Genomic DNA, 23,573 nt, shown 5'->3' with positions numbered 1-23,573 from the left:
AACATGTTCTACTTTGACTGCGTGGCTTACAACATCGCGGATCTGCTCGAGCACGCCGTCGACGCCGTGCCGGATCGCCCCGCGGTCATCTGCGGCGAACGGCACGTCACCTACGCCCAGCTGGAGGACAGGGCCAACCGGCTGGCGCACCACCTCGCCGCCCAGGGGGTCGGTCCCGGCTCCCACATCGGCGTTTACTCCCGGAACTCCGTCGAGATGATCGAGGCGATGTTCGCCGCGTACAAGCTGCGCGCCATCGCGATCAACGTCAACTACCGCTACGTCAACGCCGAACTGGAGTACCTGTTCACCAACGCCGACCTCGTCGCGCTGGTGCACGAGCGGCAGTACGCCGACCGGGTCGCCGCGGTGCTCCCGTCGACCCCGAAACTGAAACACGTCCTAGTGGTCGACGACGGCAGCGGAGCGGACTGCTCGGGCTACGGCGGGGTCGACTACGAGTCGGCGCTGGCCGCCCAGTCGCCCGACCGCGACTTCGGCGAGCGCAGCTCCGACGACCTCTACATCCTCTACACCGGCGGCACCACCGGGTACCCGAAGGGCGTGATGTGGCGCCACGAGGACGTCTGGCGCGCCCTGGGCGGCGGCATCGACTTCATCACCGGCGAGTACGTGCCGGACGAGTGGACGATGTCCGAGCAGGGCAAGCAGGGCGCGATGGTCCGGCTGCCCGCCGCCCCGCTCATCCACGGCGCCGCCCAGTGGGCCGCGTTCGGCGCGATGTTCAGCGGCGGCACCGTCGTGTTCGTGCCGCAGTTCGACCCGCACGAGATCTGGACCGAGGTCGCCCGGCACCGGGTGCAGGTGCTGACGATCGTCGGCGACGCCATGGCGCGCCCGCTGATCGAGGCCTACCACCAGGGCGGGTACGACGCGTCCTCGCTGGTGGCGGTGTCCAGCCACGCGGCGCTGTTCTCGCAGTCGGTCAAGCAGGAGTACCTGCGCACGTTCCCGAACCTGGTGCTCACCGACGCGATCGGCTCGTCGGAGAGCGGGTTCACCGGCATCGGCATGGTGGCCAAGGACGCCGACCACTCCGCGGGCCCGCGGGTGAACTTCGGCAAGGACGCCATCCTCATCGACGACGACAACCACCTGGTGGAGCGCGCACCCGGCGCGGTCGGCCGGATCGCCCGGCGCGGGCACGTGCCGCTGGGCTACTACAAGGACCCGGCCAAGACCGAGACGATCTTCGTGGAGATCGACGGCAAGCGCTACGTCGTGCCCGGCGACTACGCCCGCTACGAGGGGGACGGCACCGTCACCCTCCTCGGCCGCGGTTCGCAGTGCGTGAACACCGGCGGCGAGAAGGTGTTCCCGGAAGAGGTCGAGGGCGCCCTGAAATCGCATCCGGACGTGTTCGACGCGCTCGTCATCGGCGTGCCGGACGACCGGCTCGGCCAGCGGGTCGCGGCGATCGTGCAGGCCCGGCCCGGCGGCAGCCTCGACCTGGCCGACGTCGAGGCCCACGTGCGCACCCGGATCGCCGGCTACAAGGTGCCGCGCAGCGTGTGGGTCGTCGACGAGATCGGCCGCCTGCCCAGCGGCAAACCCGACTACCCGTGGGCGCAGCGGCACGCCGCCGCGAACCCGCCCGCCGAGATCCAGAAGGCCTGAGGAGACACTTGATGCGCACCGCGCTGTGCGAGACGTTCGGCATCCGGTACCCGATCATCGGGTTCACCCCGTCGGAGCACGTGGCCGCCGCGATCAGCAAGGCCGGCGGGCTCGGCGTGCTCGGCTGCGTGCGGTTCAACGACGCCGGGGAACTCGACCGGGTGCTGGACTGGATGGACGCCAACACCGACGGCAAGCCCTACGGGGTCGACATCGTCATGCCCGCGAAGGTGCCCGCCGAGGGCGCCGCGGTCGACCTCGAGAAGCTGATCCCGGAGGAGCACCGCGCGTTCGTCGAGCGGACCCTGCGCGAGCTGGGTGTGCCGGAGCTGCCGGAGGACACCGCGGAACGCGCCGGTGTGCTCGGCTGGCTGCACTCGGTGGCCCGCTCGCACGTCGAGGTCGCGCTCAAGCACCCGATCAAGCTGATCGCCAACGCGCTCGGCTCCCCGCCGGTCGACGTGATCGAGCAGGCCCACGAGCACGGCGTGCCGGTCGCCGCGCTCGCGGGCAAGGCCGAGCACGCGGTGCGGCACGTCGACAACGGCGTGGACTTCGTGGTGGCGCAGGGCTACGAGGCCGGCGGGCACACCGGCGAGATCGCGTCGATGGTGCTGCTGCCGGAGATCGTCGACGCGGTGGGCGACCGGGCGCCGGTGCTGGCCGCGGGCGGCATCGGCTCGGGCAGGCAGGTCGCGGCCGCGCTGGCGCTGGGCGCGTCCGGCGCGTGGACCGGCTCGATCTGGCTCGCGACGGAGGAGTACCTGCAGACGATGCCGGACTCGACCGCGATGCAGAGCGCGCTGGTCGGGGCCACGTCGTCGGACACCGTGCGGACGCGCATCTACACCGGCAAGCCCGCGCGGCTGCTCAAGACGCGGTGGACGCAGGCCTGGTCGGCCGCGGACGCGCCCGAGCCGCTGCCGATGCCGCTGCAGAACCTGCTGGTCAGCAAGGCGCACAACCGCATCCACGCGGCGAACGACCCGACGGTGGTGTCGATGCCGGCCGGGCAGATCATCGGCCGGATCGACCGGGTGCGCCCGGTGGCCGAGATCATCGCCGACCTGGTCAGCGGCTACTCCGAGACGCTCGACCGGCTCGACAAGACCCGGTGACCGGGCCGTGCTGGTTCGCGTGGGGCTGAGCGGCCTCGGTCCACAGGATCAGCACGACGAAGGACGCGAAGGTCGGCAGCAGCAGGCACCACGCGCCGGAGCGGCCGGTGTCGTGCAGCCGGCGGATCCCCGCGGAGATCAGCGGGAACATCAGGACGATGCCGGCGACCACCCCGACGGTCCCCACCCACTCCTGTCCGATCGCGGTCGCGGTCAGCAGCGGACCCCAGCTGACGAGGAACCAGAACAGCACGAACAACCAGAAGTCGCGCCGCGACATCCGGCCGGTGCCCACGAACGACTTCCGGAGGGCCTCACCGATCACCGCGGCGAAGGTGGGCCGCGTCCGTGCCATCTCCAGCGTCATGCCCGGAATCGTCCGCGCCGGAGGAGGCGTCCTCAACGGCGTCGGCCGGAAGTTGCCACCCACGCCACGGCGCCCACGGCCAGCACCGCGGCACCGCTGATCACCGACGCGAGCGGCAGGCTGAACGCGAGCACCACGCACCCGATCAGGCCCACCACCGGCACCACGCGCCGGGTGCCGAGCGTCCACGCGCTCGCGTTCGCGATGGCGTAGTAGGTCAGCACCGCGAACGAGGAGAACCCGATCGCGCCGCGCAGGTCGGTCACCAGCACCAGGGCGGCGACGACGACACCGACCGCGACCTCCGCGCGGTGCGGCACGGCGAACCGCGGGTGCACGGCGGCCAGGGGAGCGGGCAGGTGACCGTCGCGGGCCATGGCGAACGTCGTCCGGGACACGCCGAGCACCAGCGCGAGCAGCGCGCCGAGCGCGGCGAGTGCCGCGGCCGCCCGCACGACCGGGGTGAGCGCCGGCCAGGACGTGCCGGTGATCGCGGTGGCGATCGGGTCCGAAGTGGACGCCAGTCCGTCCGGGCCCAGTTGCCGCAGCAGGAAAACGGCGACGACCGCGTAGACGACGAGGGTGATCCCGAGTGCGATCGGGATGGCGCGGGGGATGGTGCGCGCGGGGTCGCGCACCTCCTCGCCGAGGGTGGCGACGCGCGCGTACCCGGCGAAGGCGAAGAACAGCAGCCCGGCCGACTGCAGGACGCCACCGGCGTCGATCGCGGGCGTGAGGCCGCCGGGGACGGGCGCGCCGGCCGTGGCGAGCGCGACGACCGCGGCGGTGAGGACGACGAGCGTGACGGTGACGATGACCTTGGTGACGGTCACCGAGCGCTGGACGCCCCGGTAGTTGAGGGCGGTCAGCGCGAGCACGGCGGCCGCGGCGACGAGCGACTGCGTGAACCGGCCCGCGCCGGGCGCGGTGTAGGCGGCGACGGTCAGCGCCATCGCCGCGCAGCTCGCGGTCTTGCCGACGACGAACCCCCACCCGGCGAGGTAGCCCCAGAACGGGCCGAGCCGCTCGCGGCCGTAGACGTAGGTGCCGCCGGACTCCGGATACCGGGCGGCCAGCCGGGCCGAGGAGGTGGCGTTGCAGTAGGCGACCACGGCCGCCAGCGCCAGCCCGGCCAGCAGGCCGGCCCCCGCGGCGCGGGCGGCGGGCGCGAAGGCGGCGAACACCCCGGCCCCGATCATCGACCCGAGGCCGATCACCACCGCGTCCCCGGTCCCGAGCCGGCGCGTCAGTCCTGTCACGGGGAGACCGTAGCCGGTGGCCCGGCCGTGGTGGTGATCCGTTACGGGATGTTCGGCGGCCGTTCGTTCGGCGACGCGGGCTCAACCGAGAGCGTCCAGTTTGCGCCGCAGCACCGCGCGTTCCCGGTCGTTCCCGCACAGCTGGATCGCCCGCTCCAGTTCGGCCCGGGCCTCACCGGTCCGGCCGAGCCGGACCAGCAGTTCCCCGCGCACGGTGGGCAGCAAGTGGGACTTCTCGAACGTGCCGCCGGCCGCCAGGGAGTCCACGAGCGGCAGCGCCGCCACCGGACCCTGCGCCATCGACACCGCCACCGCCCGGTTCAGCTCCACCACCGGCGACGGCGCGAGCCGCCCGAGGGCCTCGTACAGCAGCACCACCCGCGCCCAGTCCGTCTCCGCCACCGACGGCGCCACGGCGTGGCACTCGGCGATCGCGGCCTGCAGGCCGTACGCGCCCAGCCCCCGCCCGGCCGCCTCCGCCCGCGCCAGCGCCGCCCGGCCCCGCCGGATCGCCGAGCGGTCCCAGCGCCGCCGGTCCTGGTCCTCCAGCAGCACCGGCTCGCCGTCCGGCCCGGTCCGCGCCGGGAACCGGGCCGCCGTCAGCTCCAGCAACGCCAGCAGCCCGTGCACCTCCGGCTCGTCCGGCATCAGGCGCGACACCACCCGGGCGAGGCGCTGGGCCTCACCCGCGAGGTCGAACCGGATCAGGTCGCCGCCCGAGCTGGCCGACGACCCCTCGGTGAAGATCACGTAGATCACGTTCAGCACCGAGCCGAGCCGCTTGGCCCGCTCGTCCGGCGCGGGCACCTCGAACGGCACCCGCGCCGCGGCGAGCGTCTTCTTCGCGCGCGTGATCCGCGCCTGCACGGTCGCCGTCGGCACGAGGAACGCCCGCGCGATCTCGTCGCTGGTCAGACCGCCCACCACGCGCAGCGTCAACGCGACCCTGGCCTCCCGCGACAACACCGGGTGGCACGAGATGAACATCAGCGCGAGCACGTCGTCGTCGATCTGGTCCGGGTCCCACTCGACCTCGCCGCCGTCCTCGCGCAGGTCGGCTGCGAGGACGGCGTACTTCGAGTCGAGCGCGGAGCGGCGGCGGAACGCGTCGACGGCCCGCCGCCTGCCCACCGTGAGCAGCCACCCCGCCGGGTTGCGCGGCACCCCCTCACGCGGCCAGGTCACCAGCGCCTCGGCCAGCGCCTCCTGCGCGAGGTCCTCGGCCAGCGCGAAATCGCCGGTGTAGCGCGCGAGCGCACCGACGATCCGCGCCGACTCGATCCGCCAGACCGCGGCGATCGCTTCCCGTTCGGTCATCTCAGAGCTGGCTGGTCGCCTCGCGCCACGCCCGCTCCTTCTGGATCCACTCGTTGTCCTGCGGGAACTCGTCGATGGTGGTGACGCGGCGGATCTCGGTCTTGAAGCCCTTGCCCTTGATCGGCGACCGCTTGGCCCACTCGACCGCCTCCTCCTTGGAGGCCACGTTGAGGATGTAGAACCCGCCGAACAGCTCCTTCGTCTCGCCGTACGGGCCGTCGGTGACCACGGGCGGCTCGGACGAGAAGTCGACCACCACGCCGTCGTTCGCGTCGTCCAGCCCTTCGGCGGCGACCAGCACGCCCGCGCGGATCAGCTCCTGGTTGTAGCGTCCGGTCATCTCGATCATCTGGTCGAAGTCGAAGTCGCCCAGGTTCGCGAACGCCTCGTCGGTGGCCCGCCAGATCAGCATGAACTTCACGGTGTTTCTCCCTCGATGTCCGGGTCCCTCTCGGACCCTCTCACCCCATGGGTCGAACGGGGAACGATTCGATCGACACGGCCCCGGAGATTTTTCGTGCAACCCGCCGGCGGGCCCGTACCGTCCAGGGAGCATGAGGTGGAAAGCAACGATGTGCGGGCTGGGCCTCGTCCTGCTGGCGGCCACGGCCTGCGGTGAGCGACCCGAATCCGTCCAGCCCGGCTCCGGCGGTCAGCCCACCGGCGAGCCCTCGGTCGTCGCGCCCATCCCGACCACCGACCTGCCCCCGGTGATGCCCGGCGGCCCGCGGCAGATGCAGCCGCCCGCGGACACCGCCCAGGTGCCGGCCACCCGCGTCGACTCCTCGGCGCTGCCCTCGGACTTCCCGCGCGAGGTGTACGTCAGCGCCGACGGCAGGCAGCTGTTCGTCCGAGCCGAGGAAGGCGGGTGCGGGCGCGCCGCGGCCGAGGTGACCGCCCAGGACGCGCGGCAGGTCGTGGTCACCCTGGTGGAGAACAAGAGCAACCTGGCGGGCCAGATGTGCACCATGGACATGCGCTACCCGGTGGTATCGGCGACCCTGTCCGAACCCCTGAACGAGCGGACCGTGGTGCTGACGAGCGCCAAACGAGGTTACTGACCGGTAGTATCCCGGGCATGAAGAAACGCCAGGTCTCCGCCACGCGGATCGTCGCGGCTCCGCCGGAGAAGATCTTCGAGCTGCTCACGGACCCGTCGAAGCACCCGCTGATCGACGGGTCCGGCACGGTGCTGGCCGCGCAGAGCAGCGGGCCGGAACGCCTGACGCTCGGCTCCCGCTTCGGCATGGACATGAAGATGGGCGCGCCGTACAAGATCCTCAACACGGTCGTCGAGTACGACGAGAACCGGCTGATCGCCTGGCGGCACTTCAACGGGCACCGCTGGCGCTGGCAGCTCACGCCCCTCGAGGACGGCTCGACCGAGGTCACCGAGACCTTCGACTGGTCCACCGCGCGGATCCCGCTGTTGATCGACCTGAGCTTCTTCCCGCGCAAGAACAAGCAGGCCATCGACAAGACGCTGGACCGGCTGGTGAACCTGTTCCAGGCGTGAAGGAACGGGCGCCACCCGCGGGTGGCGCCCGTTCCCGTCAGCCGGTCAGGAGCGGAAGCTGATCTGCAGCACCGGTTCCGAGGTCTCGGCGAAGAAGTCGTTGCCCTTGTCGTCGATGACGATGAACGCCGGGAAGTCCTCGACCTCGATCTTCCACACGGCTTCCATGCCCAGCTCGGGGTACTCCAGGACCTCGACCTTCTTGATGCAGTCCTGCGCCAGCCGCGCCGCCGGGCCACCGATCGAGCCCAGGTAGAAGCCGCCGTGCTGCCGGCAGGACGCGGTCACCTGCTTGGACCGGTTGCCCTTGGCGAGCATGACCATCGACCCGCCTGCCGCCTGGAACTGGGCGACGTAGGAGTCCATCCGGCCCGCGGTCGTCGGCCCGAACGAGCCGGACGCGTAGCCGTCCGGGGTCTTGGCCGGGCCGGCGTAGTAGACCGGGTGGTCGCGCAGGTACTGCGGCATCTCCTCACCGGCTTCGAGGCGCTCGGCGATCTTGGCGTGCGCGATGTCGCGGGCCACCACCAGCGGGCCGGTCAGCGACAAGCGGGTCTTCACCGGCAGCGAGGACAGCTGCGCGCGGATCTCGTCCATCGGGCGGTTCAGGTCGACCTGGACCACCTCGTCGGACAGGTCGTCGGTGGTCACGTCCGGGAGGAAGCGGGCCGGGTCGCGCTCCAGCTGCTCGATGAACACGCCGTCGGCGGTGATCTTCGCCTTGGCCTGGCGGTCCGCCGAGCAGGACACCGCGATGCCGACCGGGCAGGACGCGCCGTGCCGCGGCAGGCGGATGACGCGCACGTCGTGGCAGAAGTACTTGCCGCCGAACTGGGCGCCGATGCCGAACTGCCGGGTCATCTCCAGGACCTGCTGCTCCAGGTCGGTGTCCCGGAAGCCGTGGCCGAGCGGGGAGCCCTCGCGCGGCAGGTTGTCCAGGTAGCGCGCGGAGGCGAGCTTGGCGACCTTGAGGTTGTACTCGGCCGACATGCCGCCGACCACGATCGCCAGGTGGTAGGGCGGGCAGGCCGCGGTGCCGAGGCTGCGCAGCTTCTCGTCCAGGAACTTCGCCAGCCGCTTCGGATTCAGGACGGCCTTGGTCTCCTGGTAGAGGAACGTCTTGTTGGCCGAGCCGCCGCCCTTGGCCATGAACAGGAACTCGTAGCTCGGATCCCCGGTCCCGTCCTTGTGGAACAGCTCGATCTGGGCCGGCAGGTTGGTCCCGGTGTTCTTCTCCTCCCAGAAGGTGACCGGCGCCATCTGCGAGTAGCGCAGGTTCAGCTCCTGGTAGGCGTCGAAGATGCCGCGCGCGAGGGCCTGCTCGTCGTTGCCGCCGGTGAGCACGCCCTGGCTGCGCTTGCCGATGACGATCGCGGTGCCGGTGTCCTGGCACATCGGCAGCACCCCGCCGGCCGAGATGGCGGCGTTGCGCAGCAGGTCCATCGCCACGAAGCGGTCGTTGCCGCTGGCCTCGGGGTCGTCGACGATCGCGCGCAGCTGCGCCAGGTGCGACGAGCGCAGCAGGTGCTGGATGTCGGTGATGGCGGTCCGGGCGAGCTTGGTCAGCGCTTCGGGGTCGACTTCCAGGAACTTCCGTCCGGCGGCCTCGACGACCCGGACGCCCTCGGCCGTCACGAGCCGGTACTCGGTCTCGTGGTCCGGACCCAGCGGCAGCACGTCGGTGTACTGGAAGGTGGTGGTGGTCACTCGGGCTCCCTCGCAGGCAATTCGGGCCCTTGACGTTACCGCCTGCGCGTGCTCACCCACGCTGAGGTGTGGCGCGGACCTCGCCGGCGATCGCGTGGCGCGAACCACCCCGGAAAAGTCGGAAGGCCGGGCCCACCCCGACGGACCCGACCTTCCGGGGAAAGCGGCCGGGAGCACAGGGCGCCCGCCGCGAAGTTCACCGTCCGTAGGACGTGAAGAACTCACCAGACGTTGCTTCCACGGTGACGTGACCTACGTCATACGTCAACACGGCCGATCGGGTTGTCGTGGAAGGCAAACAGGGCCACCCCGCGTAGGCGGAGTGGCCCTGTCGGTTGCCCTGGACGGGTCAGCTGGCGTAGGCGCGCAGCCGCTCGGCCCGCTCGCCCTGGCGCAGCTTCGACATGACCTCGCGCTCGATCTGGCGGACCCGCTCGCGGGACAGCCCGAAGTGCTTGCCGATCTGGTCGAGGGTGCGCGGCTGGCCGTCGTCGAGGCCGTAGCGCATCCGGATGACCTGCTGCTCCCGCTCGTCGAGCGTGGCCAGGACCCGGCGCAGGTCGTCCTGCAGCAGGCCCGAGATGACCGCGCTCTCGGCGTCGGTGGCTTCGGAGTCCTCGATGAAGTCGCCCAGCGGGGCGTCCTCGTCGGTGCCGACCGGCATGTCCAGGCTCACCGGGTCGCGGGCGTGGTCGAGCAGGTCGGCGACCTTCTCCACCGCGATGCCGGACTCGGCGGCCAGCTCCTCGTTGGTGGCCTCACGGCCGAGCTGCTGGTGCAGGTCGCGCTTGATGCGGGCCAGCTTGTTGACCTGCTCGACGAGGTGCACGGGCAGCCGGATGGTGCGGCCCTGGTCGGCCATGCCGCGGGTGATGGCCTGGCGGATCCACCACGTCGCGTAGGTCGAGAACTTGAACCCCTTGGAGTAGTCGAACTTCTCCACCGCGCGGATCAGACCCAGGTTCCCCTCCTGGATCAGGTCGAGCAGCGGCATCCCCCGTCCGGTGTAGCGCTTGGCCAGCGACACGACCAGCCGGAGGTTGGCCTCCAGCAGGTGGTTCTTGGCCTTGTGGCCGTCGCGCACGAGCGCCTCCAGCTCCTTGCGGCGCTGCGGGCTCAGCTTCGGCGCGGTGTCGAGCATGTGCTGCGCGAACACCCCCGCCTCGATGCGCTTGGCGAGCTCGACCTCGTCGGCGGCGGACAGCAGCGCGGTCTTGCCGATCCCGTTGAGGTAGACCCGCACGAGGTCCGCGGCCGGGCCCTGGGCGTCGAGATCCGCGTCGAGGTTCGGCGAAGGGCGTACGCTGGACTCGACGGGCTCGAATTCGGGCTCGGGGACCTCACGAGTCGGACGCTCGAGAGTCTGTACTGACATGTTCTGCCTCCCCGGTCACGGGCGGACACGTTCGGTGCGTCACACCGGCTCCTGCGCCGCGTGGGTGAATCCTGTGGAGTACTCCACCCCCGCGCGCCCAGCTCGTCGGCTGGACAATGGTTCCAACGCCGGCCGTTGCCAAAACGTTCCCGCCTCCTCGACTTCCAGACGGGGCGGTACCGGACCGGGTTGCTCCACCAAAGCTGAGGTTTTGCTGAGAGACCCGCCCGGCGGGGCAGTGGTTCAGACCTCTACGAGCACCGTGAAGGGCCCGTCGTTGGCGCTGTGCACCGCCATCATGGCGCCGAATTTCCCCGTGGCCACACGGGCTCCGCGCTCGCGCAGCTCCGCCACGACGCGGTCGAACAACGCCAGCGCGGCGTCCGGGCGGGCCGCCTGCGTCCACGATGGACGGCGCCCCTTGCGGGTGTCGCCGTAGAGCGTGAATTGGCTCACCACCAGCAGCGGGGCCCCGGAAGTGGCGCAGGACTCCTCGTCGCGCAGGATCCGGAGCTCGTGCAGCTTGCGTGCCATGGTGACCGCTTTGTCTTCGGTGTCCGAAACGTGGACGCCCAGCAGCACCAGCAGCCCCGGCTCCTCGATCGCGCCGACGACCTCACCCCCGACTGTGACGCTCGCCTCGGTCACCCGCGCCGCGACCGCCCTCACACCGCCTCCAGGAACCCGTGGCGGACCAGCTCGCGCACCAGCGGCAACGCGGCCTCGGTCAGCGCGTCGGCGTCCAGGCCGTGCCCGGCGGCGAGCAGCGACAGCAGGTCCGACAGCGGCAGCGCGCCCCGGCAGCCGGCCAGCAGCGCGGCGACCGTCTCGTCGACCTCGTGCTGCCAGCCGGGCCCGTCGGAGCGGTGCAGCCGCAGCACGGTGGTGTCCCAGCCCTCGTCGCCGGGCGCGGAAACCCGCTCCAGCAGCACCGTCGGCGGCACCCGGAAGCGCGCGCCGAGCAGGTCGTGGCCGTGCTCGCGCAGCCAGCTCACGCGGTCCAGCCAGGCGCCGGCCTCCGGGCCCAGCGGATCGTCGTAGGCCTGCCGCAGGTCCTCGCACACCACCGTCGGGTGCGCCGCGTCGGTCCGGCGCAGCGTGACGAACCCGAACCCGACGCCCCGGACCTTGTTCTCCGCGAACCAATCCAGCCAGCCGGCGGCCTTGGCCCGGCCGCGCTCGGAGCGCGGATCGATGCCCGCGTCACGCAACCAGGTGCCCACGTACAGCCCCGGGTCGGCTACGTCGCGTTGCACGAACCACGCGTCCGTGCCGCCCGGCAGCCACCGGCTCACCCGGTCGGCCCAGTCCTCGCCGTCGACGTGCAACCAGGAGGCGAGCAGCTGCCCGGTGCCGCCCTCGGTCAGGAACCCGGGCAGCTGGCGGATCACCAGCGCGCTCGCGTCGTCGCCGCCCAGCCCGGAGTCGCGGTAGGTGTAGTCGATGCGCGGCGGTCCCACCACGAACGGCGGATTGCACACGATCTGGTCGAACCGGCGGCGCGCGACCGGCGCGAACCACTCGCCCCGCACCAGTTCCACGTCCAGCTCGTTCAGCCGGAACGTCGCGTCCGCCAGCGCCAGCGCCCGCTCCGACACGTCGGTGGCGGTGACCCGCCGGGCGTGCCGGGTCGCGTGCAGCGCCTGCACCCCGTTGCCGGTGCCCAGGTCCAGCAGGCTGCCCACCGGGCGGCGGGTGGTGGCGCGGATCAGGCTCAGCGACGCGTGGCCGACGCCGAGCACGTGGTCCGGCGGCACCTCGGCGCCGAGCACGTCGGAGTCCAGGTCCGACACCACCCACCAGGAACCCTGCTCGTCCCCGTGCGGCCGCACGTCCAGGCCCGCGCGCAGCAGCTCCCGTCCGCGCACGAGACCGGCCGCGAGCGCGTCGTCCAGCGCGAGCGGCGCCAGGGCCGCCCGCACCGCCGCCTCCGGCTCGGCCGAGCCCAGCAGGAACAGGCGGATGAGCGTGCCGAGCTCACCGGCGTCCGCGGTGGCGCGGAAGGCGAGTTCGGGCTCACCGCGGCCCAGCGCCGCGTGCGCGGTCCCGCCGAGCGCGCCGACCACGCCGTCGGCGTCGTAGCCGGTCCGCCGGAACGCCTCGCGCAGCCGGGCCAGGAAATCGTCGGAGAACCGCGGAATGCTCACGGTGGGTGATCCTCCCACGCGAGCCGCCGCGGCTGTGCTGTGATGGCCGTATGACCACCACGGACCGGGCAGCGCTGTTCGCGGGGCTCGACGAGCTCCTGCCGGGCCTGCAGGAGCTCTACGTCGACCTGCACCGGCACCCCGAGCTGTCGTTCGCCGAGCACCGGACCGCGGGCAAGCTCGCGGCGCGGTTGCGTGAGGCCGGGTTCGAGGTGCACACCGGCATCGGCGGCACCGGCGTGGCCGGGGTGCTGCGCAACGGGGACGGCCCGGCCGTGATGCTGCGCGCGGACATCGACGCGCTGCCGGTCGCCGAGAAGACCGGCCTGCCCTACGCCAGCGAGGTGCGCGCGCCGAACGCCGGCGGCGACGAGGTCCCGGTCATGCACGCGTGCGGCCACGACATGCACGCCACCTGGCTCGACGGCGCCGCCCGGCTGCTCGCCGCGCGGCGGGACGGCTGGCGGGGCACCCTCGTCGTGGTCTACCAGCCCGGTGAGGAGGTCGGCGACGGCGCGGAGGCGATGGTCCGCGACGGCCTGTTCGACCTGGTCGGCACACCCGCCGTGGTGCTCGGCCAGCACGTCGTGCCCGGCCCGGCCGGCTGGGTGCTGACCCGGCCGGGCGTGCTGATGGCGGCGACCGACTCGCTGCGGATCGTGCTGCACGGCCGCGGCGGGCACGGCTCCCGGCCGGAGACGACCGTCGACCCGGCGGTGCTGGCCGCGTCGGTGGTGATGCGGCTGCAGACGATCGTGTCCCGCGAGATCGCGGCGACCGAGCAGGCCGTGGTGACCGTCGGGTCGATGCACGTCGGCACCGCGCCCAACATCATCGCCGAGGAAGCCGTGCTCGAGGTCAACGTCCGCACCTTCGACGAGCAGGTCCGGTCCCGGGTGCTGGCCGCGGTCGAGCGCATCGTCCGGGGCGAGGCGGCCGCGGCGGGCGCGCCACGGCCCCCGGAGATCACGCCGATCGCGACGTTCCCGGTGACCAGCAACGACGAGGCCGCGAACCGGACGCTGAGCGAGGCCTTCACCGCCCACTTCGGCGCCGACCGCACCATGGAGGCGCCGCTGGTCACCGGCAGCGAGGACTTCGGCGAGTTCGGCCGCGCGGCCGGGGTGCCGTCGGTGTTCTGGCTGGTCGGCGGGCTGGACCAGGACTTCGTGCTCACCGCCATGGCCGAGGGCCGGTTCGAGCGGGACGTGCCGTCCAACCACTCGCCGCGGTTCGCGCCGGTGCTGCACCCGACGCTGCGCACCGGCGTGGAGACGCTGGTCGTGGCCGCGCTCACGTTTTTGTCGGTGGGTGGTGGCACGCTCGGAGCATGACCGAGATCCCGGCCGCCAACTTCGCCCAGCTGTGGGCCGAGGACACGCGCCCGCCCCTGCCCAAGACCGGTGACGAGCGCGAGATCCTCACCGCCTACCTCGACTGGCACCGGCAGACCTTCGAGCTCAAGTGCGCCGGCGTGCCACCGGATCGCCTGTCCGAGAAGCTGATCCCGCCGTCGGGCCTGACCCTGCACGGGCTGCTGCGCCACCTCGCCGGTGTCGAACGCTGGTGGTTCCGCATCCAGTTCCGCGGCGAGGACGTGCCGGTCCTGTACTACTCCGACGACGATCCGGAGCAGGACTTCGAGCGCCTGGACGGCGATCCGGCGGAGGCGCTGGCGGTGTGGCGCGCCGAGTGCGAGCAGTCGCGGCGGATCGTCGCCGACGCGCCGTCGCTGGACGTCACCGGCGTGCACGCGGCCTCCGGCGAGCCGGTCTCGCTGCGCCGGATCATCGTGCACGTGCTCGCCGAGTACGCCCGCCACAACGGGCACGCCGACCTGCTGCGCGAACGGATCGACGGCAAGACCGGGTACTGAAGGAGGGAAACGTGACCGACGCACTCGCGCTCACCCGCGCGCTGACCGCGGTCGACACGGTGGGGCACGCCGAAACGGCGGCGCTGGAGGTCGTGGCGCCGCTGCTGCGGGAGGCGGGGTTCCGGCTGGAGGTGTTCGAGCACGAACCCGGCCGCGGCACGCTGGTGGCCGAGTGGGAGACCGGGCACGACGTGCCGCCGCTGTGCCTGTCCGGGCACGTCGACACGGTGCCGCTGGGCGGCGCGCCGTGGCAGCGCGACCCGTTCGCCGGGGAGACCGACGGCGACCGGGTCTACGGCCGCGGGGTGAGCGACATGAAGGCCGGGGTGGCGGCGATCGTCACGGCGGCGGTCGCGGTCGCGCGGTCCCGGCCGCGGCGGTCCGGACTGCGGCTGGTGCTGACGGCGGCGGAGGAGACCGGCTCGCAGGGCGCGCGGTTCGTGGCGGACCGGCTGGGGCCGAGCGGGCCGCTGGTGATCACCGAGCCAACGGCGAACGTGGCGTTCCACGGCCACAAGGGCGCGCTGTGGCTGGAGGCGCACGCGTCCGGGGTCACCGCGCACGGGTCGATGCCGCACCTGGGGGACAACGCGGTCGTCAAACTGGCGGCGGCGGTGACGCGGCTGGCGGAGTACCGGTTCGGCGTGGAGCCGCACCCGGTGATGGGGCCGCCGACGCTCAACGTCGGCACCTTCGCCGGCGGGCTGAACACGAACTCGGTACCCGACCGCGCGGTGGCGACGGTCGACGTCCGCACGGTGGCGGGGCAGGACCACGCGGCGCTGCTGGCCGAACTGGCCTCGGTGGCCGGCGTCGAGGTCCGGCCGCTGATCGACCTGCCGCCGGTGTGGACCGATCCGGGCGACGAGTGGGCGGCTTCGGCGGCCGAGATCGTCCGGGACGTCACGGGCGCCGGCGGGGAGGTGGCGACGGCGACGTACTTCACCGACGCGTCCGTGCTGACGCCCGCGCTGGGCGGCGTGCCGACGCTCATCTGCGGCCCCGGCCAGCCGGAGCAGGCGCACGTCACCGACGAGTGGTGCTCGATCACCCGCCTGGCGGAGTCGGTGGAGATCCTGAAGCGCATCTGTGCCGCCTGGTGCGGGATTTAACGCCACCCGAGTATCGCCGGTGCGGGGGAAGTGGCAGCATGGAGGGCACAGGAGGTGGTCGCGGTGAACAGGTCCCCCGGGGCACCGGCGACGAGGACGCCCCCGTTCTCATCACCGAGGCCGCCCCGTCCTACGAAGAGGAACACGCGGCCCGCAAGCGCAAGTACATGCTCATGATGGGCATGCGGTTCCCGTGCCTGGTGCTGGCCGGGCTCTTCTACCACACCTGGTGGCTCGCGCTGCTGTTCATCGTCATCTCGGTCCCGCTGCCGTGGGTCGCGGTGCTGATCGCCAACGACCGCCCCCCGCGCAAGCGGGAGGAGGTCAACCGCTACCAGCGCTCCGCGAAGGCCATCGAGCACCGCGAACACCGCATCATCGACGGCTGACCCCCGCGAGTCCCACGCCCCCGCACGCGAGTCCCACGCCCCCGCAGGCGAGTTCCACGTTCGCGCGGGCGAGTTCCACGTTCGCGGGGAAACCCCGGTGCAGCACTCGCGTCCGCGAGTGCAGAGCTCGCGGGCCGGAGCGTAGGACTCGCGGGCTTGAGCGTGGGACTCGCGGGCCGGAGCGTGGGACTCGCGGGCTTGAGCGTGGGACTCGCGGGGCGCGAGGCTCAGGGTTGCGCGCCCACCTTCGTGACCGCTCGCGCGCCCAGTCGTACGCCCGCCCGCAGGGCGTCCACAGTGGACTCACCCCGCAGCCAGGCCGCCAGCACGCCCGCGTCGAAGGCGTCGCCCGCGCCGGTGGAGTCCACGCACTCGGCCTCCTCCGCCGGGACGCTCACCTCGCCGTCCGCGGACACCCACGTCGCGCCCTCCAGACCGGCCGTCACCACCACCGCGCCGACGTCGTCCAGCAGCGCCTTCGCCGCCGACGGTGCCGCCGAACCGGTCAGCGCCAGCAGCTCCGCGGTGTTGGGCATCAGCAGATCCGTCCCGCGCACGTCCGCCAGGAACGCCCGCGCGTCCGTGATCAACGCCGCCGCCTGCGGGTCCACCGACGTCGTCAGCCCGGCTTCCTTCGCCGCCGCCAGCGCGGCCAGCCCGGCCGGCCGCGACGACGGATCCAGCAGCACGTACCCGGACAGGTGCAGGTGATCCGCACCGTCGAGCGCGGCAGGGGACACGTCCTCCGGCGCGAACCGCCCCATCGCGCCCCGGTCCGGCAGCATGCTCCGCTGCCCCGACCCGTCCACCAGCACCACGACGCAGCACGTGGGCACGGCGGCATCGACCGCGAAGGCGCACGACACGCCCGCGGCCTCCAGCTCGGCCCGCACCATCCGCCCACCCGCGTCGTCCCCGACGCGGGCGATCAGCGTGGTCTCGACACCGCTCGCGGCCAGCCACGCGGCCGTGTTCGCGCCGGCGCCGCCACCGGCCAGCCGCACCCGCGACCGCGAGTCGCCGCCGTGGACGATCGGTCCCTCGTGCCGGGCCACCACGTCCAGCCCGGCGTCCCCCACCACGACGACCTTCACGCGAGCTCCACCGCGACCTCGGCCGCGACCCGCGCGTTCGACACCACCAGCTCCTCGTTCGCGTCCAGGCTCGCCCCGCCGCTGGCGGTGTGGAAGTGCTCCAGCAGCACCGGCGTCACCTCCTTGCCGTGCACCCCGCGCGACTCCAGCAGCGCCAGCCCCTCGGCCAGCAACCGGTCGTGCAGCTCGGCGTCCATCTCCGCCTCGGCCGGGATCGGGTTGGCCAGCAGCACGCCCGACGAGGCGTACCGCCGGTGTGCGGCGACCACGGCGGCGGCCGCGACCGGGTCGTCGACCCGCCACGGCACGCCGAAACCCGAGGTCCGCCGGTAGAACGCGGGGAACTCGCCGGTCCGGTACCCGAGCACCGGCACCGAGTTCGTCTCCAGCACCTCCAGGGTGGCGGCGATGTCCAGCACCGACTTCACCCCCGAGCAGACCACCAGCACCGGCACCCGCGCCAGTACGCCGAGGTCGGCCGAGACGTCCCAGGACTCGTTCGCCCCGAGGTGCACGCCGCCCAGCCCGCCGGTGGCGAACACGCCGATCCCGGCCGCGTGCGCCAGCGCCGAGGTGCTCGCCACCGTCGTCGCGCCCGAGCGGCCGAGCCCGATGGCGGGCCCGAGGTCGCGCAGGGACAGCTTGTCCAGCCCCGCGTCGGGCGCGCACACGCGCTCCAGCTGGGCGCGGGACAGCCCGGCGTGGGCGACGCCGTCGAGCACCGCGATCGTGGCCGGCACCGCGCCGGCCTTCCGGACGGTCTCCTCCAGCCGGTTCGCGACCGCGAGGTTGCGGCCCGGGGGCAGGCCGTGGGACAGGATCGTGCTTTCCAGCGCGACGACCGCGCGGCCGCTGTGCACGGCGTCGGCGACCTCGTCGGCCAGGGATATCGGGGGTGTCACGAGGGACCATCTTCACCGACGGTCCGGGGGAGAGCCCCGGCGGGTGGGCGAGCCGGGCCGCCTCACTTCAGGTACTGCGCCACGCCCTCCCCCATGGACCAGTCCACCGGGTGGTTCTCCGTCACGCTGACGAACACGTTCCGCGGTTCGATCCCGGCCCGCTCGGCGGCCAGTTCCGCGATCCGCGCGTAGAGCGCCTTCTTCTGCGCGTCGGTGCGGCCCACCCGCATGGTGATGCTGACGAACACGACCCCGTCGTCCCGGCGGATGCCAGGGTAGGTGCCGTACCGCAGCAGGCCCCCGGTCGAGATGACCTGGAACAGGTCGTCCGCGGGCACGTCGATCGTCTCGGTCATGGCCTGGTGGACGGCGTCGCCCAGGGCGGCCAGCGTGGCGTCGTCGTGGGTGGGCAGGGCGTCGATGCGAACGAGAGGCATGCCCTCACTGTACATACCAATAGGTACAGATGCCCACCGGTGTCGCCGTGCCGGGGCGCTGCGGCAAAATGGGCACATGAGCACATCGACGCTGCCCGAGGTAGACACCCGCCCGGAGTCCACCGAGGAGACCGACAGCGATCAGCCGAAGGTCTTCCACTACGTGCGCAAGGACAAGATCGCCGAAAGCGCGGTCATGGGCACGTACGTGGTGGCGCTGTGCGGCGAGGTCTTCCCCGTCACCCGCTCGCCCAAGCCCGGCTCGCCGGTGTGCCCGGCGTGCAAGGAGATCTACGAGGGCTTGCGCCCCGGTCCGGACGGCGAGGACTGATCCGCGAGGTCCTCCTCCGCCGGGGCCTCCTCCGGCTTGCGCGGCTTGCGCAGCGGCTGCGTCGTGCGCTCCCACAGTGACGGCGAGTCCTCGCGCAGGCGTTCCTTGGCGCGTTCCATCTCCAGCCGCCGCCACTTGCGGCGCTGGCGGCGGGTCATCTTCGCCGGCCACAGCTCCTGGATCGCGGCGTTGAAGTAGGCGCCGCCGACGATGGCCATGCCGATGAAGAACGTGAACAGCAGGAACGCGATCGGGGTGGCCAGCGCGCCGTAGGTGTAGCCGGTGCTGGTGATCCACGACAGGTAGACCCGCAGCCCGACGCTCGCCAGCAGGAAGATCACCATCGCCAGCACCGCGCCGGGCAGCCCGCGGTGCCACGGCAGCCGGCGCGGCAGGGCCAGCTTGTACAGCGTCGCCACGGCCAGGACCAGCAGCACCCCGATCACCGGGTAGTACAGCCAGCTGATCCAGGTGGTGATCGTCGGCGCCCAGCCGTCCGGCAGGAAGTCGATCAGGATGTCCGGCCCGACCGCGATGATCGGCAGGCCGACCACCAGCAGCACCAGGCTGGCCAGGTAGAGCAGCAGCGCGTAGATCCGCTGCCACACCTCGTTGCGCACACCGTACTGGTCGTGCGCCACGGTGATCGCGTCGACGAACGACGACATCGCCGACGAGCCCGCCCACAGCGAGATCAGGAAGCCGACCGAGACGATCTCGCCCTTGCCGATGGTCAGGATGTCGTCGACCGTCGGTTCGATGATCTGGGTGACGACGCTGTCGCTGAAGATCTTGTCCGCGAACGTGATGATCCGGTCGTGCACCGCGGTGACGAAGCCCTGGCCGAACCAGTCGCCCATGAACCCGAGGCTGCCCAGCAGCCCGAGCAGCAGCGGCGGGAGCGACAGCGTCTGCCAGAAGGCCGCCTCCGCCGACTCCGAGAAGATGTTGCCTTCCCACGCCTTGTTGAGCGTGCGCCCGAGCAGGCGCGCTGGGCCCTTGCGGCGGGCGGCGGCCTCGGGCGTCTCGTCGGACGGTGCACTCATCTCAGCCCCAAGCATGGCGGAAGCGGCGCGGTTTGGCTTGTCAAGAGCTGTGGCGTGTTCAACTCCGCCGTGCCGTTCGCGGCCCTTGTCGGTGGGGACGGGTAATCTCCGATGAGCCGCCCTCACCCCCGTCCGGCGTCGCGGCCGGGCAGTTCCGTGGGGGCATTCGCATGTCGCGTTCCATCGTCGGCGAGAGGAGGGGGAGGAATCCCTTGTCGGACACGGCCCAGGGTAATCGGACCGGTCAGGGCTTCGCCGCACCCGAGCCCCAGCACGACTCCACCGCCCGCCCGCTGCGGGCCTGGCAGCGCCGGGCGCTGACGAAGTACCTGAGCACGCAGCCGCAGGACTTCCTCGCCGTCGCGACGCCCGGTGCCGGCAAGACGGTGTTCGGCCTGCGCATCGCCGCCGAGCTGCTGTCCGATCGCACGGTCGAGGCGGTCACCATCGTGACCCCGACCGAGCACCTCAAGCACCAGTGGGCCGCCTCGGCGGCCATGGCCGGCATCCCGATCGACTCGAACTACCGCAACGGCCAGGGCGCCGTCGCGGCCGACTACCGCGGCGTGGCCCTGACGTACGCGCAGGTGGCCGCCCACCCGACCCTGCACAGGGTGCGCACCGAGGGCCGCAAGACGCTGGTCATCCTCGACGAGATCCACCACGGCGGTGACGCGAAGAGCTGGGGCGACGCGATCCGCGAGGCGTTCACGCCGGCCGTGCGGCGCCTGGCGCTGACCGGTACCCCGTTCCGCAGCGACGACTCGCCGATCCCGTTCGTCACCTACGAGCCCGACGGCGACGGCTCGCTGCGCAGCAAGGCCGACCACGCCTACGGCTACGCCGACGCGCTCGCCGACGGCGTCGTCCGGCCGGTCGTGTTCCTCGCCTACAGCGGTGAGGCGTCCTGGCGCACCAGCGCGGGGGAGGAGTTCACCGCGCGGCTGGGGGAGCCGCTGACGGCCGAGCAGACCGCCCGCGCGTGGCGCACCGCGCTCGACCCCGGCGGCGAGTGGATCCCGTCGGTCCTGCAGGCCGCGGACACCCGGCTGCAGCAGCTGCGCAGCGGCGGCATCCCGGACGCCGGTGGTCTGGTCATCGCCACCGACCAGGAGTCGGCGCGCGCCTACGCGAAGATCCTGGCGCGGATCACCGGCGAGGCGCCCACCGTGGTGCTGTCCGACGACCCGAAGGCGACCGCGCGGATCGGCGAGTTCTCCGAGTCGACCGACCGGTGGCTGGTCGCGGTGCGGATGGTGTCCGAAGGTGTCGACGTGCCGCGCCTGGCGGTCGGCGTGTACGCCACGAGCGCGTCGACGCCGCTGTTCTTCGCCCAGGCCATCGGGCGGTTCGTGCGGGCGCGGCGCAAGGGCGAGACGGCGAGCGTGTTCCTGCCGAGCGTGCCGGTGCTGCTGGAGCTGGCCAGCGAGCTGGAGGCGCAGCGCGACCACGTGCTCGGCAAGCCGCACCGGGAGAAGGACGGCTGGGACGACGAGCTGCTGGCGCAGGCCAACCGCACCGAGGACGAGCCCGGCGAGGAGGAGAAGGCGTTCACGTCGCTGGGCGCCTCGGCCGAGCTGGACCAGGTGATCTACGACGGCAACTCCTTCGGCACCGCGGTGTTCTCCGGCAGCGAGGAGGAGCAGGAGTACCTGGGGCTGCCCGGCCTGCTGGAGCCGGACCAGGTGCGGGCGCTGCTGCGCAAGCGGCAGGAGGAGCAGCTGGCCGACGCGAGCCGCCGCAAGCCGGAGAAGGAGCAGGTCCCGGCGCCGGCGCCGCGGCCGCAGTCGGTGAACGAGCGGATCGCCGCGCTGCGCAAGGAGCTGAACACCCTGGTGGGCATGTACCACCACCGCACGCGCAAACCGCACGGCGCGATCCACAGCGAGCTGCGCCGTGCCTGCGGCGGCCCACCGACGGCGATGGCGACGATGGAGCAGCTGGAGGAGCGGATCGCGACGCTGCGCTCCTGGTGAGCCGGGCTCCCTCGGAGCGCGACCGGCGTGGTGACCACGGGGACGGCAGCGAACCCGCTGGCCGCGGCGGCCACGGATGGCTGACCCGGCCGGGGAGCGCCGCCCTACGCAGCGGCGGTCGGGGCGCAGTGCGTCCTGGGTGGGCCGTTGCCGGGTGGCTTCGCGACTCCTAGGGCCAAGTGCCGGAGCGCACGGCCCCTGCCCTGCGCGGCGGCTACGTCCCGCTGCGCGGCACCGCAGTCCCGGCGCGGTGGGCCCGCCACCCGAGGAATCCGTCGAGCAGCAGGAACGCCAGCAACGACAGCCCGAAGACCGGCGCGAACCAGCCGGCCACGATGCCGGCGGCGGCCAGCGGCACCAGCACCCTCCTGGGCAGCCGCCGCAGTGAGCCGCGCGGGTAGGGGCGGCCCAGGGCGCGCCCGGTCGGGCGGCGCTGCCACCACATGCGGTAGCCCCACCCGATCAGCGCGATCAGGCCGACCATCACCACCGCCAGCACGATCTGGTTCGCCAGGCCGAACAGCAGGCCCATGTGCGCGTCGATGCCCCAGCGCGCCAGCTTCGCGGCCAGTGGCCAGTCCGCGAACCGCAGGACGCCGAGCACCTCGCCGGTGCCCGGGTCGATCGCGGCCGCGTCCTGCTTCTCCGGCCAGCTGCGCTGGATCTGCTTCACCACGTACGCCTTGCCGGCCGCGGGCGGGGTGATTTCGACCGGGTTGTCCAGACCGGCCGTGCGCGCCGCGGCCAGCGCCTCGTCGAAACCCACCGCCGGGGCCGCGGTCGCGGCGGGCAGTTTCGACGGCACCGACGGCGTCTGCCAGCTCAGCGCGGCCCGCACCTCGGAAATGTTCTGCCCGGCGAACTGCGACCAGGTCAGCCCGGTCGCGGACAGGAAGAACAGCACCAGCGCCACCCCGGTGCCGGTGGTGGCGTGCCAGGACAGCGTGCGTGCCCGGCCGGTCGCGGCCCGGCGCTTGCGGCGGCGGCCCCACCACAGGACCAGCCCGCCGGCCACCACGACCGCCAGCCAGCTCGCCGCCAGCTCGCTGTAGAGCCGGCCGGCCTCGCCCAGGTGGAGGTTGCGGTGCAGGTTGTCCAGCCAGCCCCGGATCGGCATCGCGCCCCCGGAGCCGTAGGTGTCCAGCACGCCGCGCAGCTCGCCGTCGTAGGGGTTGACGAAGGCGGTCCGGTAGTAGCTCTCGGGCAGGCCGTCGACCGTGAAGACGACCTGCGTGGTGTCGGTCGCCGTCGGCCCGGGCCGCACGCTGTACAACGTGCCTTCCGGGACGGCGGCCTCCGCGGTGGCGACCTGGGCGGCCAGCGTCTGCGTCGTTGTCCCGGCCGGCACGTGCAGCTCGTGGTCGTAGACGACCTGCTCGAGCTGCGGCGCGAACACGTACAGCAGGCCGGTGATCGCGGCCACCAGCAGGAACGGGCCGACGAGGATCCCGGCGCAGAAGTGCAGGCGCAGCAGGACCGGGCGCAGCGTCCCGCGCGCCGCGGCGACGGTCGGCGCGGCCGGCTGGCGGAGGTCGTCCGTCGTCATGCTGCTCCTCGGCGGGGAGGGACCGGCTTTCCCTCCAGGTCGCCGGGAGCGGCGCGGTGGTTCCCGGTGTGACGCCGGGCACAATTCCGGCGGGGACAAACGAAAACGGGCGCCCGGTCCGTCCGGGCGCCCGCTCGCTGTCTGTGGTCTGGCTCAGCCGCGCTGGATCTCCGCAGCGATCTCCTTGAGCTTCGACTCGTACTCGCGGGCGTGGTGGCCGCAGAAGAGCAGCTCGCCACCGCTGGAGAGGATGGCTCGTACCTGTGCTGCAGCGCCGCACCGGTCACAACGGTCGGCTGCGGTCAACTCGGGGCGGGTGAGCGTCGGTGATGTCATTGGAGTCTCCCTCCGTCCCGGCATCGGCTGCCCGATGCCATCGATCCAGCGGCGACCACTTCGGCCCTGCGGTTGCCCGTCGGC

24 protein-coding genes are annotated in these 23,573 nt (G+C 72.5%); 10 read left to right on the top strand and 14 right to left on the bottom strand.

From position 1 onward, the window contains the following. Nucleotides 1-21 precede the first annotated feature (21 nt). Both L1857_RS26795 and L1857_RS26790 read left to right on the top strand, forming a co-directional pair. Nucleotides 22-1,638 (top strand): acyl-CoA synthetase, encoded by a 1,617-nt coding sequence (locus tag L1857_RS26795; protein WP_205413186.1) that lies wholly within the window; start codon nucleotides 22-24, stop codon nucleotides 1,636-1,638. A gap of 11 nt (nucleotides 1,639-1,649) precedes the next feature. Continuing rightward, nucleotides 1,650-2,756: an NAD(P)H-dependent flavin oxidoreductase gene (locus L1857_RS26790; protein WP_249466626.1), complete on the top strand. Its 1,107-nt coding sequence runs from the start codon at nucleotides 1,650-1,652 to the stop codon at nucleotides 2,754-2,756. Here the strand turns inward: L1857_RS26790 and L1857_RS26785 are convergent. The 4 genes from L1857_RS26785 to L1857_RS26770 form a co-directional block, all read right to left on the bottom strand. Further along, the gene (locus tag L1857_RS26785) at nucleotides 2,710-3,123 is read right to left on the bottom strand and encodes a DUF805 domain-containing protein (RefSeq protein WP_116109882.1); all 414 of its coding nucleotides are present in this window, start codon (nucleotides 3,121-3,123) and stop codon (nucleotides 2,710-2,712) included. The genes L1857_RS26790 and L1857_RS26785 overlap by 47 nt on opposite strands. Before the next feature lie 32 nt (nucleotides 3,124-3,155). Beyond that, the gene (locus L1857_RS26780) at nucleotides 3,156-4,373 is read right to left on the bottom strand and encodes an APC family permease (RefSeq protein WP_283258035.1); all 1,218 of its coding nucleotides are present in this window, start codon (nucleotides 4,371-4,373) and stop codon (nucleotides 3,156-3,158) included. A gap of 90 nt (nucleotides 4,374-4,463) precedes the next feature. Then, nucleotides 4,464-5,699: an RNA polymerase sigma factor gene (locus tag L1857_RS26775; protein ID WP_094009039.1), complete on the bottom strand. Its 1,236-nt coding sequence runs from the start codon at nucleotides 5,697-5,699 to the stop codon at nucleotides 4,464-4,466. A 1-nt stretch (nucleotide 5,700) separates the two neighbouring features. Next, nucleotides 5,701-6,120 (bottom strand): YciI family protein, encoded by a 420-nt coding sequence (locus L1857_RS26770; RefSeq protein ID WP_116109879.1) that lies wholly within the window; start codon nucleotides 6,118-6,120, stop codon nucleotides 5,701-5,703. 133 nt (nucleotides 6,121-6,253) lie between these two features. On the opposite strand from L1857_RS26770, the gene L1857_RS26765 reads away from it, so the two are divergent. Further along, nucleotides 6,254-6,760 carry a hypothetical protein gene (locus L1857_RS26765; RefSeq protein WP_233157545.1) on the top strand — a complete coding sequence of 169 codons (507 nt, stop codon included), beginning with the start codon at nucleotides 6,254-6,256 and terminating at the stop codon, nucleotides 6,758-6,760. Nucleotides 6,761-6,777: 17 nt separating this feature from the next. Then, complete coding sequence (locus tag L1857_RS26760; protein WP_094009036.1) at nucleotides 6,778-7,215, top strand: SRPBCC family protein; 438 nt, start codon at nucleotides 6,778-6,780, stop codon at nucleotides 7,213-7,215. 45 nt (nucleotides 7,216-7,260) lie between these two features. Here L1857_RS26760 and L1857_RS26755 read toward each other — a convergent pair whose 3' ends face one another. From L1857_RS26755 to L1857_RS26740, 4 genes are all read right to left on the bottom strand, one after another. Then, nucleotides 7,261-8,922, bottom strand: a complete 1,662-nt coding sequence (locus L1857_RS26755) for a fumarate hydratase (protein ID WP_094009035.1) — start codon at nucleotides 8,920-8,922, stop codon at nucleotides 7,261-7,263. A 349-nt stretch (nucleotides 8,923-9,271) separates the two neighbouring features. Beyond that, on the bottom strand, nucleotides 9,272-10,297 hold the full coding sequence (locus tag L1857_RS26750) for a sigma-70 family RNA polymerase sigma factor (protein WP_094009034.1): 1,026 nt from the start codon (nucleotides 10,295-10,297) through the stop codon (nucleotides 9,272-9,274). A gap of 243 nt (nucleotides 10,298-10,540) precedes the next feature. Further along, complete coding sequence (gene dtd / locus L1857_RS26745) at nucleotides 10,541-10,966, bottom strand: D-aminoacyl-tRNA deacylase (RefSeq protein ID WP_094009033.1); 426 nt, start codon at nucleotides 10,964-10,966, stop codon at nucleotides 10,541-10,543. Beyond that, nucleotides 10,963-12,444, bottom strand: a complete 1,482-nt coding sequence (locus tag L1857_RS26740) for a N5-glutamine methyltransferase family protein (protein ID WP_162831659.1) — start codon at nucleotides 12,442-12,444, stop codon at nucleotides 10,963-10,965. Before L1857_RS26740 ends, dtd begins: the two co-directional genes overlap by 4 nt. 50 nt (nucleotides 12,445-12,494) lie before the next feature. On the opposite strand from L1857_RS26740, the gene L1857_RS26735 reads away from it, so the two are divergent. Genes L1857_RS26735 through L1857_RS26720 form a run of 4 tightly spaced genes read left to right on the top strand, consistent with a single transcriptional unit; the run spans nucleotide 12,495 to nucleotide 15,821 of the window. Next, entirely contained in the window at nucleotides 12,495-13,778 is a 1,284-nt protein-coding gene (locus L1857_RS26735) for an amidohydrolase (protein WP_094009032.1), read from the top strand. Continuing rightward, complete coding sequence (locus L1857_RS26730) at nucleotides 13,775-14,320, top strand: DinB family protein (RefSeq protein WP_094009031.1); 546 nt, start codon at nucleotides 13,775-13,777, stop codon at nucleotides 14,318-14,320. The genes L1857_RS26735 and L1857_RS26730 overlap by 4 nt, the downstream gene beginning before the upstream one ends. A gap of 11 nt (nucleotides 14,321-14,331) precedes the next feature. Then, complete coding sequence (locus L1857_RS26725) at nucleotides 14,332-15,432, top strand: M20 family metallopeptidase (RefSeq protein WP_094009030.1); 1,101 nt, start codon at nucleotides 14,332-14,334, stop codon at nucleotides 15,430-15,432. Nucleotides 15,433-15,470: 38 nt separating this feature from the next. Beyond that, nucleotides 15,471-15,821 carry a DUF3099 domain-containing protein gene (locus L1857_RS26720; RefSeq protein WP_249466624.1) on the top strand — a complete coding sequence of 117 codons (351 nt, stop codon included), beginning with the start codon at nucleotides 15,471-15,473 and terminating at the stop codon, nucleotides 15,819-15,821. Nucleotides 15,822-16,048: 227 nt separating this feature from the next. On the opposite strand, the gene L1857_RS26715 is transcribed toward L1857_RS26720, so the two are convergent. The 3 genes from L1857_RS26715 to L1857_RS26705 all read right to left on the bottom strand — a co-directional run bounded on the left by L1857_RS26715 (nucleotide 16,049) and on the right by L1857_RS26705 (nucleotide 18,254). Continuing rightward, complete coding sequence (locus tag L1857_RS26715) at nucleotides 16,049-16,915, bottom strand: carbohydrate kinase family protein (RefSeq protein WP_116109876.1); 867 nt, start codon at nucleotides 16,913-16,915, stop codon at nucleotides 16,049-16,051. Beyond that, nucleotides 16,912-17,817, bottom strand: a complete 906-nt coding sequence (locus L1857_RS26710; RefSeq protein ID WP_249466622.1) for a pseudouridine-5'-phosphate glycosidase — start codon at nucleotides 17,815-17,817, stop codon at nucleotides 16,912-16,914. Before L1857_RS26710 ends, L1857_RS26715 begins: the two co-directional genes overlap by 4 nt. A 62-nt stretch (nucleotides 17,818-17,879) precedes the next feature. Next, entirely contained in the window at nucleotides 17,880-18,254 is a 375-nt protein-coding gene (locus tag L1857_RS26705; RefSeq protein ID WP_094009026.1) for a tautomerase family protein, read from the bottom strand. Between the two features lie 76 nt (nucleotides 18,255-18,330). On the opposite strand from L1857_RS26705, the gene L1857_RS26700 reads away from it, so the two are divergent. Then, complete coding sequence (locus L1857_RS26700; protein ID WP_094009025.1) at nucleotides 18,331-18,585, top strand: DUF3039 domain-containing protein; 255 nt, start codon at nucleotides 18,331-18,333, stop codon at nucleotides 18,583-18,585. Here L1857_RS26700 and L1857_RS26695 read toward each other — a convergent pair. Continuing rightward, complete coding sequence (locus L1857_RS26695; protein WP_094009024.1) at nucleotides 18,546-19,631, bottom strand: YihY/virulence factor BrkB family protein; 1,086 nt, start codon at nucleotides 19,629-19,631, stop codon at nucleotides 18,546-18,548. The two genes, L1857_RS26700 and L1857_RS26695, sit on opposite strands and share 40 nt — an antisense overlap. 212 nt (nucleotides 19,632-19,843) lie before the next feature. On the opposite strand from L1857_RS26695, the gene L1857_RS26690 reads away from it, so the two are divergent. Then, nucleotides 19,844-21,607 carry a DEAD/DEAH box helicase gene (locus L1857_RS26690; protein WP_249466618.1) on the top strand — a complete coding sequence of 588 codons (1,764 nt, stop codon included), beginning with the start codon at nucleotides 19,844-19,846 and terminating at the stop codon, nucleotides 21,605-21,607. A 214-nt stretch (nucleotides 21,608-21,821) separates the two neighbouring features. Here L1857_RS26690 and L1857_RS26685 read toward each other — a convergent pair whose 3' ends face one another. Both L1857_RS26685 and L1857_RS26680 read right to left on the bottom strand, forming a co-directional pair. Beyond that, nucleotides 21,822-23,153, bottom strand: a complete 1,332-nt coding sequence (locus tag L1857_RS26685; RefSeq protein WP_094009022.1) for a PepSY-associated TM helix domain-containing protein — start codon at nucleotides 23,151-23,153, stop codon at nucleotides 21,822-21,824. A gap of 153 nt (nucleotides 23,154-23,306) precedes the next feature. After that, nucleotides 23,307-23,489, bottom strand: coding sequence for a DUF7455 domain-containing protein (locus L1857_RS26680; protein WP_017983718.1), 183 nt, complete (start codon nucleotides 23,487-23,489; stop codon nucleotides 23,307-23,309). Nucleotides 23,490-23,573 lie beyond the last annotated feature (84 nt).

This window comes from Amycolatopsis thermalba, assembly GCF_023376025.1.
Taxonomy (GTDB): Bacteria; Actinomycetota; Actinomycetes; order Mycobacteriales; family Pseudonocardiaceae; genus Amycolatopsis_E; species Amycolatopsis_E thermalba.
This window is presented reverse-complemented; position numbering and strand designations above follow the sequence as displayed.